The 14952-nt window shown below is 57.5% G+C and carries 8 protein-coding genes and 4 pseudogenes; 5 read left to right on the forward strand and 7 right to left on the reverse strand.

What is annotated here, in order from left to right; genetic code table 11:
* Positions 1–5: 5 nt before the first annotated feature.
* From AAAK34_RS01975 to AAAK34_RS01985, 3 genes and pseudogenes are all read left to right on the forward strand, one after another.
* Positions 6–1200, forward strand: a pseudogene (locus AAAK34_RS01975) (amidohydrolase family protein).
* Between the two features lie 320 nt (positions 1201–1520).
* Positions 1521–2357, forward strand: a complete 837-nt coding sequence (locus AAAK34_RS01980; protein WP_231697939.1) for a tripartite tricarboxylate transporter substrate binding protein — start codon at positions 1521–1523, stop codon at positions 2355–2357.
* A gap of 15 nt (positions 2358–2372) precedes the next feature.
* Positions 2373–3527, forward strand: coding sequence for a hypothetical protein (locus AAAK34_RS01985; RefSeq protein WP_231697938.1), 1155 nt, complete (start codon positions 2373–2375; stop codon positions 3525–3527).
* A 41-nt stretch (positions 3528–3568) separates the two neighbouring features.
* Here AAAK34_RS01985 and AAAK34_RS01990 read toward each other — a convergent pair whose 3' ends face one another.
* Entirely contained in the window at positions 3569–3826 is a 258-nt protein-coding gene (locus tag AAAK34_RS01990; RefSeq protein ID WP_431777686.1) for a DUF2798 domain-containing protein, read from the reverse strand.
* Positions 3827–3971: 145 nt separating this feature from the next.
* Here AAAK34_RS01990 and AAAK34_RS01995 point away from each other — a divergent pair, with 145 nt between their 5' ends.
* Positions 3972–5495: a transposase gene (locus AAAK34_RS01995; protein ID WP_231697936.1), complete on the forward strand. Its 1524-nt coding sequence runs from the start codon at positions 3972–3974 to the stop codon at positions 5493–5495.
* A gap of 15 nt (positions 5496–5510) precedes the next feature.
* On the opposite strand, the pseudogene AAAK34_RS02000 reads toward AAAK34_RS01995, so the two are convergent.
* A pseudogene (locus tag AAAK34_RS02000) lies at positions 5511–5822 on the reverse strand (7-carboxy-7-deazaguanine synthase); the annotation flags it as partial.
* A gap of 19 nt (positions 5823–5841) precedes the next feature.
* A pseudogene (locus tag AAAK34_RS02005) lies at positions 5842–6321 on the reverse strand (7-cyano-7-deazaguanine synthase); the annotation flags it as partial.
* 863 nt (positions 6322–7184) lie between these two features.
* On the opposite strand from AAAK34_RS02005, the gene AAAK34_RS02010 reads away from it, so the two are divergent.
* Positions 7185–9620, forward strand: a complete 2436-nt coding sequence (locus AAAK34_RS02010) for an ankyrin repeat domain-containing protein (RefSeq protein WP_231697935.1) — start codon at positions 7185–7187, stop codon at positions 9618–9620.
* 379 nt (positions 9621–9999) lie between these two features.
* On the opposite strand, the gene AAAK34_RS02015 is transcribed toward AAAK34_RS02010, so the two are convergent.
* From AAAK34_RS02015 to AAAK34_RS02030, 4 genes and pseudogenes are all read right to left on the reverse strand, one after another.
* Complete coding sequence (locus AAAK34_RS02015; protein WP_431777687.1) at positions 10000–11688, reverse strand: IS1634 family transposase; 1689 nt, start codon at positions 11686–11688, stop codon at positions 10000–10002.
* 159 nt (positions 11689–11847) lie between these two features.
* A pseudogene (locus AAAK34_RS02020) lies at positions 11848–12528 on the reverse strand (IS5 family transposase); the annotation flags it as partial.
* 61 nt (positions 12529–12589) lie between these two features.
* A complete protein-coding gene (locus tag AAAK34_RS02025) occupies positions 12590–13768 on the reverse strand; it encodes an acyl-CoA dehydrogenase family protein (protein WP_231696511.1) in 1179 nt (392 codons plus the stop codon).
* Positions 13765–14949, reverse strand: a complete 1185-nt coding sequence (locus AAAK34_RS02030) for a CaiB/BaiF CoA transferase family protein (protein WP_231696512.1) — start codon at positions 14947–14949, stop codon at positions 13765–13767. Before AAAK34_RS02030 ends, AAAK34_RS02025 begins: the two co-directional genes overlap by 4 nt.
* Positions 14950–14952 lie beyond the last annotated feature (3 nt).

Raw genomic sequence — 14952 nt, forward strand, 5'->3', positions numbered from 1 at the left:
CCCACATGGCAGAGATCGCAGCCGGCGAGAAATCCGGAAAAGTCGTTATCAAGAACATTGGTTTGCTGCTGTCGGGAGATATTGACCGGCCCATCCTCGATGCGGACACCATCGTGGTCGTTGATGGCCTGATCGCAGCCGTGGGCAAATTCAAGGACTGCGACACCGAAGGCGCCAGGACCACCATCGACGCGAGAGGCACCTGCGTTGCTCCGGGATTGATCGACAGCCATGTGCACCCCGTGGCGGGCGACTGGACGCCGCGCCAAAGCCAGCTCAACTGGATCGAATCCAGCCTTAACGGTGGCGTGACCACCATGATCTCTGCGGGTGAAGTGCATTACCCTGGCCGACCGAAGGACATTGTCGGCCTGAAGGCGCTTGCCATTACCGCGCAGCGTGCGTTTGATGCCTTCCGTCCCGCCGGGGTCAAGGTGTTGGCAGGTGCACCGGTCATCGAAAAAGGCATGGTCGAGAGCGACTTCAAGGAATTGGCCGAAGCTGGCGTCGGGCTTCTTGGTGAGGTTGGCCTGGGCACCGTCAAGGCTGGCTATGAAGCCAAGGAGATGGTGGCCTGGGCCCGCAAGTACGGCATCCAGAGCACCATCCACACCGGAGGACCTTCAGTACCTGGCTCAGGTTATATCGACAAGGACACGGTACTGGAAGCTGATGCAGACATCATCGGCCACATTAACGGGGGCCATACATCTTTGCCGATGAAGCACGTTTGTGAGTTGTGCGAGAAAAGCACGCGCGGCATAGAAATTGTGCACAACGGCAACGAGAGAGTGGCCATTGGCGCGGCGCGCGCAGCCATGGAGTTGAAGTGCCCGCACCGAGTCATTCTGGGTACTGACGGCCCTGCCGGCTCCGGCGTGCAGCCGCTGGGAATTTTGCGCATGGTCGCGCTGATCTCCTCCATGGCCGAGATCCCGGCAGAAATAGTCTTCTGCTTTGCTACGGGTAACACGGCGCGCATGCGCAATCTCAATTGCGGATTGATAGAACCGGGAAAAGCCGCGGATTTTGTCTTCATGGATCGTGCGCAGCACACCGCCGGCAGTACTTTGCTGGAGAGCGTTCAACTGGGCGATGTGCCCGGTGTCGGCATGGTCATCATCGACGGTCTGGTCCGCTGTGGCCGCAGCCGAAACACCCCCTGCGACAGAAGTCCCTCAGGTTGTAGCGGGGCATTAATCGCCCCCCACAGATCTACCCAGCTGCGTAATTGGGCTGAGCGAAGCGAAGCCCAACACGTGGCGTCAACACACGAGGCGCACTGACTCGATCCAGGAAGTTACCGTCCACAAAAGGCCCGGAGTGCAAAAGTCTGAAAAAACACAGTACCATACCGACGTTTTATATTAGGGGACTAAGTAAATGATTCGTAGACGTGCTGCGATGGCTCTGGTGGCTGGTTTAGCGATAGCGCCAGCTTTGCCTCTTTATGCGCAAACCTGGCCAGAAAAGCCCATCAAGCTAATCGTCCCGTTTCCTCCGGGGGTGGCGGAGACAACATGGCACGCCTGGTGATGGGCCGCGTAGCCGCTGAACTTGGACAGCCCATCGTGTTTGAGAATTTGGCCGGCGCGGGCGGTAACCTAGGCAGCGTCAGCGCTTCCAAGGCAGCGCCAGACGGCTATACCTTCTTGTATGGCACCAACGGCACGTTCGGCATCAATCAAAGCTTATACAAAAAGCCAGGTTTCTCCGCCGTTAATGATTTCGAGCATGTCAGCCGTTTGACCACCATTGCCGCGATGGTTGTCGTCAGGCCGAACTTTCCTGCCCAGTCTATGGCCGACCTGCTGAAACTGCTCAAGGCTAACCCCGGGAAATACACATTTGCCTCGGCAGGCAACGGGACCACGTCCCACATGGCGGGCGAAACCCTTAAAAGCGCGGCCAATCTGGCCGTCGTTCATATCCCGTACCGTGGGGGTGCACCGGCGATCACGGACGTCATCGGTGGGCAAGTCGACTTCATGATTGATGTCATGCCGAACACCGCGCCGCAGGTCAAAGGCGGAAGACTGCGCGCCTTGGCCGTGTCGACAGCCAAGAGGGTCCCTGGTTTTGAATCAGTGCCGACCATAGCTGAGTCTGGGGTGGCTGGCTTCGATGTCAGTGCATGGGATGGCATTTTTGCGCCTGCCGGAACCCCGGCCGCCGTCGTTGAAAAAGTCAATGCGGCCATCCGGAAAGTCCTGTCGTCTCCCGAGCTTCAGCAGCAACTGGCAGAGCGGGGCGCTCAAGCGGCGCCGAATTCACCTCAAGAGCTTCGCGCTTTCGTCACTTCAGAGGTGGACCGGTGGGGCCGTGCCGTGAAGCGCTCCGGCGCGTCTGTAGATTGAGAGGAAACAAAAAAAATGAATGAGGCGAACTACGTCGGCCTGCCCCCAGCAGAGGACATTTCCATCGTGGGGATACGCGATCAGTTTCAGGCACTGGACAATTTCAATCGGGTTTTTGCGATTAAACCGGGCGACCGCGTGCTTTTTCTCGCGGATCCTTTGCTTGACCCTAGGGTGATCCAGGCAGTCAATGGCATTGTCAGATCGCGTGGGGCGACCATGCGGATCTATATGGAACCGAGCACCCGGGTTACGGAGATTCCCCAAAATATTCGCGGATTGCTGCAGGACGCTACCTTTGTGGTGTCCACCTGGTTCTGCTCGATCATCGACCCCCTGTGCATTCAATTGCGTCGCGAAGGTCAGAGGTGGGTCAAGATCACCTACTTCCGCAATCTGGATTTGCTCAAGACGCCTCAGGCAAGGTTCCCTATCGATATTGTGGGAGAGCTGGCTAGAGCGACTGCGGCGCGCTATCCGTTGGGCGAAGCCTTCGATCTGCATTTCACAGATGAGCGTGGAAGTGATTTCCGTATCCACTTTACGCCAGAAATGAGGGAGAAGCAGTTGGGCACCAATCGCTGGCGCGGCAAGATGACGGCGGACGAACCCGGTTCGTACGTTCACTATTTGCCCACCCATGGTCCCAATCTCTGGGATCACAACTCCGTCAATAACGATCTCTCGGTTTCTACCAAGATGTCGGGCGTGTTGTATCCGCAGTGGGCCATTGGTTTCAAGCGGCCATTCGAAGAGCGCATTGGGGTGCACTTTGACGGAGAGTACGTGTCTTCGGTAGAGGGCGAGTCGGAGGATGCTGTCATCCTGCGCGAGATGCTCGTTGGCGGTCGGATGATCGAAGGTGGTGGATGTGGGTTTAACCCCAAAGCGCCTCGGCACACCGTGTACCCCGCAGGCTCCAATGCACCGGGGGCTCTGCATTTTGGGATCGATCTGGTCAAGCCCAGCGATTACATCCGCCGTGTGATGCCTGACTGGGAAGAGCCGCCGATTCACATGGATCTGGTCACCCTCGATTCCACCGTGCATGCGGGCCCCAACATGCTGATCGACAAGGGCTTCCTCTGCGCATTGCGGGATCCCAAGGTGGTGGAGCTGGCTGCTCAATATGGCGATCCGATAGAGCTGTTGGAAGTGCCGGTCTATTGACCTGACACGTTTCTAAGGCTCTAGCCGCCCACGCCCTTGGCTCAGGGCTTGGGCGGTGCCACCGTAAGTTTGACGAGCTTGAGCACCATCGGCCGTGCCACAAGGACGCCGATGAATCCAATGGGCCAAGCCACAAAGTAGCCCCGCAGCACTGCCCAAATAAAATCCTGATCGAACCCTTTGTTGAGGGCAGTCAGCGTGACTGTCATGAGGAAGCCAACAATGGCAGACATGGAGAACGCGAATGCCACCCCAGAGAAACGGGCGGGTAGTTTGAAACTCGAGCTATAGGAGGACATGGTTGTCTTGCAAATGCTTAGGTTTCAAATGATACGGCAACATGAGGTTGATAAGCACTGATCCTAAATCCGGCAGTTCCCCCTCTCAAATCCTGAGCAAACCCAGCACTGGCGCGGGTGTTCTCGGATTTGGCACACTCACCCAATGGGTGAATCAAAAAATGCCATTGCAGCGGCTGCTGACGCGGCCATTTCGCAACCTGCGCCGCCCTCGGTGGTGGACACCTTGGGCGGACGAATGCACGTGCGCTGGGACGAAGGTGCGGCGGCCACGCCGCACGGTCAACTCGTGTACTTCACCGACTTTCTGGCGACTACTGGCCTTTTCGATCGTTGGGTGCGATCGTGCCCCTTGAGCTACAGCAGCGGCAACGCGCCAGACAAACGGGATGTGCTGGGCACCTTGCTGCTGTCGCTGCTGGCGGGCCATCGCCGCTACGCGCACGTCAGCGGCCTGCGCGGTGATGCGGTGGCCGCCCAGGCCCTGGGTATGAACAAGCTCGTCAGCGAAGATGCGCTGCGCCGGGCGCTGTTGCGCATCGACGCTGCAGCCAGCGATGCCTGGTTGCGCCCCAGCCTGATGCATTCAGTGCGAGAAGCGCTGGACAGGCCCTGGATCCTGGACATGGACGCCAGCGTCAAGCCTCTGTACGGGCGCCAGGAAGGGGCCGAGATCGGCTACAACCCCACCAAGCCCAAGCGCCCCAGCCATGTGTTGCACACCTTCTTGGTGGGCAACTTGCGCCTAGTGCTGGATGTGCAGCTGAGCGGGGGCAAGCAGCACGCCAGCGGCCATGCCAAAGCAGCCCTGGGGAGATTGCTCGATGATCTGCAGGACAGGCGCGCGGCCTTGGTGCGGGGCGACTCGGGCTACGGCAATGAGGGCGTCTTGCTGACCCTCGAAGAGCGCGAGCAGCGCTACCTGCTGAGGCTGCGCCAGACCAAAAACGTGCAGCGTCTGGTGCTGCGCCAGTTTGCCCGCCAGGACTGGAGTTTGCCAGACAGCCAAGGCTGCCAGATGGCGGAAGACGAGATCAGGCTGCTGGGCTGGAGTCAGACGCGGCGAGTGGTCATCGTGCGCCAGCGCATCCGCGGCGGCATTGCGCGCGAGCGGCGCATGGACCATGGGCAGTTACGCCTGGACTTTGCTGACAACCACATCACGCAAGGCGACAAGCTGTGGGAGTACACGGTGCTGGTCACCAATGCCGATTACCCGCTCGAATCCATCGGTCAGCTCTACCGCGACAGAGCGGATGCAGAAAATGCCTTTGACGAGCTCAAGAACCAGTGGGGCCTGGGCGGCTTTACGACGCAGGATCTCACCCGCTGCCAGACCGTGGCGCGCTCGTGCGCGCTGGTCTACAACTGGTGGAGCTGGTATGGCCGTGCGGCCAACCCCAGCCGGCCGCTGTTGCTGGCAGCGGTGGGCCGCGCGGTCACGCATGCCCATCAGACGACGCTGTATCTGACGCCCATCCGTGGCCGGGTGGATGTGCTCAAGAAGCTCTTGGCCAATGTGGATGCGGCTTTGCAGCATGTCAAGGCAGCTGCGGAGCAGTTGCGTCAGATCGACCCTTGGGCCTGCATGCTGCGCTATATCTGCGATCGCATTGCGCCCAAAGCGGGACCGCCGCTACCGCCTATGGGGCTCGTGGGACCCGGGTGATCTGCCGGATTTAGGATGAAGTGCGTCTACCAGTGCGGTGTCCACCTGAAGCAGGGGCTCTCCGCCCGTGAGGACGACAAGCAGGGAGCCTTGCGCCTGCGGCCACATCCGCGCGATGGTCGAAGCCAGCTCTTCAGGCGTTGGGAAGCGCCCGCCGCTCGTACCATTGGTTCCGACGAAGTCCGTATCGCAAAAACGGCACTGCGCCTTGCTTCTGTCCTCTTCCCGGCCAGACCATAGATTGCAACCGGCGAAGCGGCAGAACACCGCCGGCCGGTCCGCATTGGCGCCCTCACCTTGCAGCGTATAGAAAATTTCCTTGACCATGTAGCTCTTGCGTCAGCCCCCTTCTCGCCATGCCCAGGCTCAGGGCAACCTGCATGGCCTTCATGGTGTTGTCCTGGCAATCGGGGTAGCCGGAATAATCGGTTTCGAACATGCCGCCTACCAATACCGTACAGCCCCTTCGGTAAGCCACGGCTGCAGCGAGCGTGAGGAACAGCAGGTTTCTGCCCGGAACGAACGTGTTGGGCAACCCTCCGCTTTGCATAGAAATCTCTGCATCGCTGGTCAACGCTGTGTCGCTGATCTCACCCAGCACGCCGATGTTCAGGAGGTGATCTTCTCCCAGGCGTTCTGACCAATGCGGGAACTCGTTGCGCATGCGGGCAAGAACGGTATGTCGACACTCGAGTTCGATCCGGTGGTTCTGCCCGTAGTCAAACCCGAGGGTCTCCACATGTTCGTAGCGGCTAAGCGCCCAGGCCAGACATGTCGTGGAATCCTGCCCTCCCGAAAAGAGGACTATCGCTTTTCTTGTGTTCATTATTTGTTGCTGTTTCGGGTCGACTGGACAACTTTGCAAGACGCCATTGCGATGCGTTTTCATCTAAGCCGCCGTGGACCATGCGGATTTCACGCACCCTAAAGGACGCGCGCGCTGCTCCGTTTCGATGAGTCGCTTACAAGTGCGAGCTCGACCTCGAGGTTTTTAACGGGTGGGAATGCTGTGTCATCGTGCAGGGAACTCAGTGCATCGATTGTTCCCCACGTCACATGGGCTACACGGGTAAGGAAACGACCGCCTACATATGGAGTACTTTTGAGCTATATTGATTCCCAGCTACAACTTTAAGGCAGATGCAATGTCAGGACGAGTAGATGCAAGCGGCATTCGGCCTGCGAGAGCGGAGTCGAACAAGCCCCCGCAAGCTCGCTACCCAAGTGGGTACCCACTTGGCGTCTATGCACTCAGACAGCGGTGCTCGTCAATGCAACGTCAGCGACAGCGCGCGGCACCCAATCTGGCAGGCGCACGTGGCGGGGACCTGCGATCAGTAGCTCGCGTAGAGCTTCCTCGAGCATGGACGGCAATTCGTGTGATCGTGCCGAAAGCTTTTTTGAGCACGTCGTACCGTCAAGCCGATGATGCTGCCCCTGCGATATACGCGACAGCGCAGCATTCCACTAGCCAACGGTCACATTTAGTGGATCCGCAGATGGATTGGCGGAAACCAAACCTGAAATCCCTGTTGTGGTTATCGCAACGGAGCAATGCCGCCGTTTAGCAGGAACGTGAATTCATCATCGAAGTCACAGCTCCGTTCCTAATTACCGATGTGACCCTATTTCGTACTGTTTCCCGTGACTTAAATCGCAACGAAGCCTGGCCTTCGAATTAAGGACACTATGAACAATGTTCAATTTCACCCTCATTTAGGACTTACCGTTGACGGAGAGATTCTTCAACATCCTAAAAACACTGTTCCCGCTACCAACGGAACTGGTCCCGAGCGTCAGATCGCGGTTGGGATGAGTAAGCTTGGCCAAGATTTGGCGCTCCATAAAGAGCTTTCGCTATTGGACCTGGTACACAGTTGGTTCGTTTTTCCGTCTAACACCAGAGATTGGTTGGAAGTGTATTCAAAGACTGCCAACGAAGTGAAAGAGGAGTTTTTCGCAGCAGTCGCGGCTGGTAATCTTCACAGGGTGAAAATATTTGCGGCTGCTTTTGCGGAAAAGGATGATATAGCCGGTGCGAAAAATTCTGGGGACGATATGACATCCTTGCGGATGGCTGGAATTAGCGGTCAGGTAGAGATTGTATCTTTCCTGATGAGGAAAATGATCGCGCCTGATCACAGTATTACACCAGAACAGATGGTAAATTTTATATGCACTATATACAGTGCCGCTCGAGCAGGACATTTGGATGTCGCGCAGCATCTGTGCGCATATACGCGTGATACTGATTATCATGGTGTTGCGTTGATCGGCGCAGCCCATGGTGGTGATATTGAATGCTTGCAGAGCATGTTGGCAAATGTGCGAAGCTCACTCAAGCATGAGGGGCGGATCAGGGATGCTTATTTCGTCTCATTGGAAGCCGCGGCTTTCAGGGGAGATGTCGACGTTCTGGCAGAGATGATGGATCCGGAGAATCTGCGCAGTGGAGGGGTGAAATTTGCGAAGAGGGCAACAACCCTCATAATGAAAACTGCGCTGGCAACAAATCAGTTAGATGCTGCGCGTTTCATTTTTGAAAGAACAGCGGGATCGTCTGCGAAAAGATCCTTCAACATGGAGGAAATTGGCGGTGCCATGCTCAAGGCAGCCCGTGGGGAGGGGGTGGAGGTCGTTTCATTATTTATGAAACACTATCCAATATATAACTCCGACGAGCTGATCCATGCTTTGCTTCTCGAGGCTGATCCGGCAGCTGCGCCATCGATAGCTTCTCAGTTAAAAGACCATCTTTCAGAGAAGAACTTACATTACGCTGCACAGAAAGGTCAATCGGAAATCGCTGCACTTATTTTGAGTGTTATCGGGCAATCAGATGATATTTCAATTGCAGCGCATTTGAATGCCGCGGTGAGGAAGGGGTGCGCAAATTCAGTCAAAGTGTATGCGGGATTGTTGGGATCTCTTGAATCAATCGATTGGGAAGTAGGAGGAAAGAGCGCTATTAGGCTCGCGCTGGAGCTCAAAAATGATGATGTGATCCGGGAGCTCAGAAGAGCAAGAGTTTTTGCGCTAAATGTTTATGGGGAGAATGAAGTTCAGCGCTCACTACAATCCGGTGATATAGGTAGATTGGAGATCCTGAAAGACCTTCTAGAAGTGCAGGATTTTGAGAGGAAACAGCGGGATGGCTTAACTATTTTTCATCAATGTAGCAATCGCGCTGCGCTGGAGTGGCTGATGAATACCTATTCTGAGAAGAAGGAGTCCACTCTCACCACGTCACCGGCAAATGTGTCATCAAAGGGGCCTGTTCCACATTCATTTGATATCGCTCTCGTCGACAAATTCGGATCCTCAGTTGTCGACCTTGCCGTGCAGCTTGATTCTGTAGAGGTGTTGCGCAGATTATTGCAATTCTTGCCTCCAATCAACACTTCAGAAGGTGCGCGGCTGTACGATAGATTGCTGCGCGCTGGGGCGCAGTTTGCTGGTGAGGCGGTGGTTGCGAAATTGCTGCACCATGGAAATGCTGACTCTGAAGGTTTTTATCCGCGTTCTGAGCGGGAGCTTCTTGACTGGGACGGTCGTTTTCCGGTCAAGGGTCCCACTGTGCATGAGCGCATCAATTTTAAGCCAGAGACTGTTGAAGGCGAAGATGGCGGTGCGGAACCTATTTCCCCATTTGCCATCGCCTGCCGTAGCGGAAACCTGCCTGCGGTAAGAGCGATGGTGCGGGGCCTGCTGTTTCCTAACGGCGACTCAGGTGATATTTCGAAATCTATGAATCGGCACTTCAGGCGGGAATTGAAACTTACGTTGGATGCGGCGTATTCGCATGGTTACACGCCTTATATGTACGCACTCAGGGGCGGACATCGGGAGTTGGCGCAATATTTAATTAATCAGGGGGCTGATATTTTGAAGCTTGATGGGGATGGGGAGCGAGCTGACTTCGATATGACCAACCCGTTGATTGCGGAGCTTCGTGTGGAGAGCGTTCCAATGAAAGATTGGCTGGTCGAGAATGCTCATCAGTCAATGCGAGGAAACGGAGATTTGGGGCTACCCGATGCTGCATCTGTTGCTTCCCCAGTTGACTTGGAGGATCTTGACGAAGCACTCGAATCCCTGAGAGAGAGGGGGATATATCGTCCGTGAAGGCACCTTGCTGGCGGTCGTGCCAATAGCGTAGCTTCACGAAATGGAGTCTGAATTCATTTGAGGACAAAATGCATGTCGCAAGTATGCGGTTCGCCGAATGAAGTTCGCTGACAATTATGAATCAGCTCTTGGGGCCGTCGTCAAACTGACTTCCGCAGTTCTCAGCTGTTTTCGGGTTTGTGTCCATATAGACCAACGGCAACCGCGCAACTGTGGTCAAGAGCACGCGTTCGGCTTGCTGTGGGAGGCGGTCACGCATGACGATCGGAAAGGCATGAAATCTTCCGCCGGGGGGGGCTTCATGGTTTGGGCGCCCGAGTTCGACACGAAGCGCTGTAAGTGTTTGATTTCCTTAGAAACCGTTCTCATCTTGCCACTACAAGAGGCTTAACTGGGTGTCTGGGTTAGGGCTCCTGACGTTCAGAGCGGCCAGCACGCTGGCCTGGTCTCGGTGGATGGTGGAGATGCCGGCGATGGGCACGCCTTCGTTGATTGACACGCTTTGCCGCTGAATGCGCCGCAGTTGCGCCAGGGCCATCTCGGGTGACGCACTGTGGCCAGCGGCCTTCAGACGCTGGCGCATCACGCGGTACAGAATCAAGGCCATGAAACAGATGCTGGCGTGCGCACGGATGCGCTCGGGCAACCGGTGGTACACCGGCGCAATCTCGATCTCGGACTTCAGCACTCTGAAGCCGCGCTCGATGTCGGCCAGACTCTTGTAGCGCTGCACAATCTCGGCAGGACTGAGGTCAGCCACGTTGGTGACCAACAGCAGCTTGCCATCCATCATTTGCGCCCGGGCCAAGGCCTTGGCATCAATCTCGTAAGTGAAGAGCTCAGACTTCAGATCGACCTTGACGATCTTGGTCAGATGAGCCTCGGCCACTTCGTGAAAGAAGCGCGCCTTGGCCCCGGAGTCACTGAGCTTGCGCCCGCGGTGAACCTCCCCCGCATCCTGCCCGTCGAGCTTGCCAGCCAACTGCTCAGCCCGCGCCTGCAGCGCCGCAATGCGCGTCGCGCGAAGGGCAGTCTGCTCCTGCGCACGCACGGGGTCGTGCGCCACCACTAGGCGGTGGCCTTCCCACTTCGCTTGCGTGATCGTCTCGCTGCTGTGCGCCTGCGCCTGGGCATGTAAGGGTTCAAGCAGTTCGGCGAACTCGCCATACCGGCGACCCGGCACGGCCAGGATGAACTCCAGGGGCTGCCCACTGGGCAGGCTGATGCGGGTGAGCTCGGCCAGGTTATCCACCGACAGCAAGCCCCGGTCGGCCACCATCACCAGGCGGCGAATGTGCGGGTAGCGCGCCAGCACCTTGCGCACGGTGGGCAGCATCGTCGGCGCCTCGGCCGTATGGCCATCAAACACCTCGTGGTAGATCGGCATGCCGTCGGCAGTCTGCACCACGCCCAGCAGGAACTGCCGTGCAATGCCGCCCTCCTTGGACATGCCGAAGTGGCGCACATCGCCCTGCTGAACACTCAGGCCTTCGCTTCGGATGGTGGTCAAATCGTAGAACACCACCGAAAGCTCGTCATCGATCAGCGGTCGCAGCAGGTGGGCCACGCAATCATCGACCGCTCCCTGGTGATCGATCAGGGCATCCATGCTGCGCAGCAGGTGCTGATGAGTGATCTTGCTGGGCTCTACCCCGGGCATCGAGACGGTCTGCAACCAGCGAAGTGCACCCAGCTTGGAATCGGCATCGCACAGACGGTTGAAGACCATCACGCGGATGGCTTGCTCCACCGCAGTGGTGTAGCGAGCCCGGCGGAATACGCCAGCCAGGGCATCGAAGCCCAACTCACGCCAGAGTTGATCGAGCGCCCAGACATCACCCAGAGCCAAAGCCGATTCGAACTTGATCTGAGGAGTGGCCACGTCCGCGCTGCGGCCCTTGGCCCGCAGCAGCGTGGCGAGCACCGCATCGACTTGGCCGCCGTTCTCATCCACACGCCCAAGCGTGGTGACGGTGCGCTGGCGCGGCGTGCCGCTGGCGTCCCGGAAGGACTCCATCAACTGAGCGTAAGTGTGGCCGCCCGAGCGGGTGAGCTTGACGAACATGGTGCTCCACAGTGCAGGACAAATCAAAAATATTGCCAACACCAACACCATAAAAGATTGCCACTACAGAAAATTCAGAAATTTACGCGCAAGTCCTTGATTCTTAACACCCGGACCCCGGGAAAATGGTCTAAAAGAGGGGCAAAGTGTCGAACTCCGGGGAGCGCGTCTGAGTTCATTGGCCTCTTGCCCCCGGCCTTTGACGTGGGGTATGTAGCCATGTTCCTCAATCACTTTCAGTGCTGGAGCCCCGGTATAACCTGCATCGGCGCACAAGTGTTTGTGTCGCCTGATAGGCGGACTGGGGCGCTCAACCATGATGCCATCGAGTACGGCCTCCAGTTGGGAGACGTCATGCCGGTTGGCTCCGGTCACGACGAGCGACAACGGGACGCCACGCCCGTCCACCAGCAAATGGCGCTTGCTCCCATTTTTTCCCCGATCCGTCGGATTGGGGTCTACGCTTTGTTGCGCCATTGGCGCTTTCATCATCGCCCCGTCAATGCTCTGCCAGCGCCAGGCGATCCCTTCAAGCTCGTCGTACTCGGCAAGACCAGATTTCCACAACGCCTCAAACACCCCAGCGGCCTCCCATTGCAGAAAGCGGGCATGGATGGCGCTTGCACTGCCGAAACGCTCTGACGGCAGTGCTTTCCACTGGCAGCCCGTGCGCAGAACAAACACAATGGCTTCAAACACCAGGCGGGGATCCTTTGGCTTGCGACCACCGCCACTCTTTCGCGTGCAAGTCTGATCCGCAGGTCGCTGGCGCACTGGAATCAGTGGTTCAACCCGACTCCAGAATTCATCCGTGACTTCCCATGCTTTTGCCTTTGCCATCTTCACTCCACACGCGGGGATCGCGCATAGAGCGCATTATCAATTATTTACGGATAAGTTCTTAGCCTTCCAAGTTCAGTCTATTAAGGCTTGATCGGCCGGACAGCGTATCCGACGCGATGATCATGCGTTGCATTTCTGAAGAACCTTCTGTGATGAGGCGGCTGCGCGCGTCACGGTACATCAACTCCAATGGAAGTTCACGTGAGAGGCCGATTCCGCCATGGATTTGGATCGCACGGTCCACGACTCGCATGTACATCTCATCGGCGTAGAGTTTCACTTGAGCCGCTTCGACGTGAAAATCCATACCTTGGTCTGCTTTCCAGGCTGCGTGATAAACCATAAGGCGAGCCGCATTCAGTTCAGTCGCTGAATCTGCAATCATCCACTGGATTGCTTGTCGCTTGGCTAGTGGCTGTCCGAAAGTGGTCCGCTGGTTGGCATGATCCACCGCTAGCTGGAGTGCTCGCTCGGCCCTTCCGATGGACTTCGGGCCGTGGATCAGGCGGCCGACATCCAGAAACTCGCGCGCCAACTCCCATCCTTTGCCATTCCCGCCAACAAGCTGTGCGGATGGCACCACTACGTCCTCGAACACAAGCTCCCACGGCCGATCGGGGCTCATGAGTTCAAAGCTCTGTCCCAGGCGCAGGCCTGGTGTGCCCTTGTCGATCAGGAAGCAAGATACTCCCCTGTCCTGACCATCCTCTACGGTTCGGGCGAACAACTGCACGAAGTCTGCTTTGTCGGCGCTCGTGATGAAGATCTTGGAACCATTGATTCGGTAGTGGTCTCCCTCGCGGACTGCACGGGTGCGCATGCCTGAAGGGTCGGAGCCTCCGTTGGGCTCGGTGAGTGCAAAGCAGGTGCGTTTCTCTCCCTTCACCACTGGGTAGAGGTACTTTTGCTTCTGCGCCGGCGTGCAGTGGAAAAGTACTGGGCCGAGGTAGGGTGTGAGGACTGTCTGCGCTCGGAATGAAGGCGCATTGCACTTGCCCAGCTCTTCAAAAACGAGACACATTCCAAGGTATCCGATTCCGCCGCCTCCATGTTCCTCGGGTAGGTCAAAAGCCCAGAATCCCAGCTCCTGGGCGCGAGCCTGCAGGCGAGCGCGAATATCGTCGGGAATGTCCGGCTCGTTCGCATACTGCGCCTCCAGCGGCATCAACTCTTCCTGCACGAAGCGGCGTACCGAATCGCGCAACATCAGCAGTTCGGGTTCAAAGGCGAAATTCATGCTATCAGCCCTTCAGCGGCGAGTCGCTCTATCTCGGCGGTTTCCAGCCCAGCTTCTCTAAGTACTTCTCGCGTGTGCTCACCTAGCACTGGCGGTGGACGGAAGTTGCTGCGTTGATCACCGTCGAAGCGCATAGGCCTGTGCGCGGCGCGCACTGTGCCTTGCTGAGGGTGCTGAAGCTCGTAGAACACTCCGAGATGCTTCACCTGAGGATCCTCATTCAATTCCTCCAGGCGTCGCTCGGGAGCAAACGGCACATCGTTATCTTCAAGCAGCGTCAGCCAGTCGGAACGCGGTCTGGTAGAGAAAATGCGTGCGAGATCGGCCGCAAGCTCGTCATATCCTTGCACGCGGCTTGTCCGGTCTGGGTACTTCGTCAGTAGTTCGGGCGCGGAGATGGCGCTCACCAGGCCTTCCCAGAACTTGGTGGGCGAAGACAGATGCAGGCCGATTCGCAATCCGTCGGCGCACGTGACAACAAACGACTGCGAGGAAGCGGCGCGTGCATAGAAACCAAGCGACTCACCGGTCTGCAATACTTTTCCTAGGGGCTCGGTGGCGAAGGCGATCATGGATTCGAGCATGCTCACTTCGACCTTGCGTCCCTGGCCGGTTCGCGCACGTTCGTGAAGTGCGCCGAGAATACCCATGGCGGCGAACATGCCAGTGACCGCGTCGGAAACTGCTGGGCCCGGCACACGGGCGTCCGCTCCCTGATGGAACATGGAAAGCCAACCGGAGAGCGACTGTCCTACGTTATCGTAGGCAGCCCGGCCTTTGTAAGGACCACTGGCGCCATAACCGGTAATGCTGCAGTACACCAGTTGCGGGTTTATTGCATGAACTCGTTCGTAGTCTAGTCCCAGCCTCTTTTCCACCTCAGGACGCACGTTCAGCAGAAGGACGTCAGCTCCCTTTAAGAGCGCCTCCAGCGCGGCGGCCGCTCCGGGCGAAGCATGCTCCAGAGCAATGCTTCGCTTGTTGCGGTTGTGAGCCTGGAAGTGCGAGCTGTAGAGGCCACCAGCGAATGCGCGGAACGGGTCGCCTGCACCGGGGCGCTCCACCTTCACCACGTCGGCCCCCATCTCGGCTAGCAGCATCGCAGCATAAGGGGCTGTGATGAAGTTGCCGAAGTCAAGGACCCGAAGCCCTGAAAGAACCTGGTTGTCATTCTCCGTCATGCA

Source organism: Ottowia caeni, assembly GCF_050821495.1.
Taxonomy (GTDB): domain Bacteria; phylum Pseudomonadota; class Gammaproteobacteria; order Burkholderiales; family Burkholderiaceae_C; genus Ottowia; species Ottowia caeni.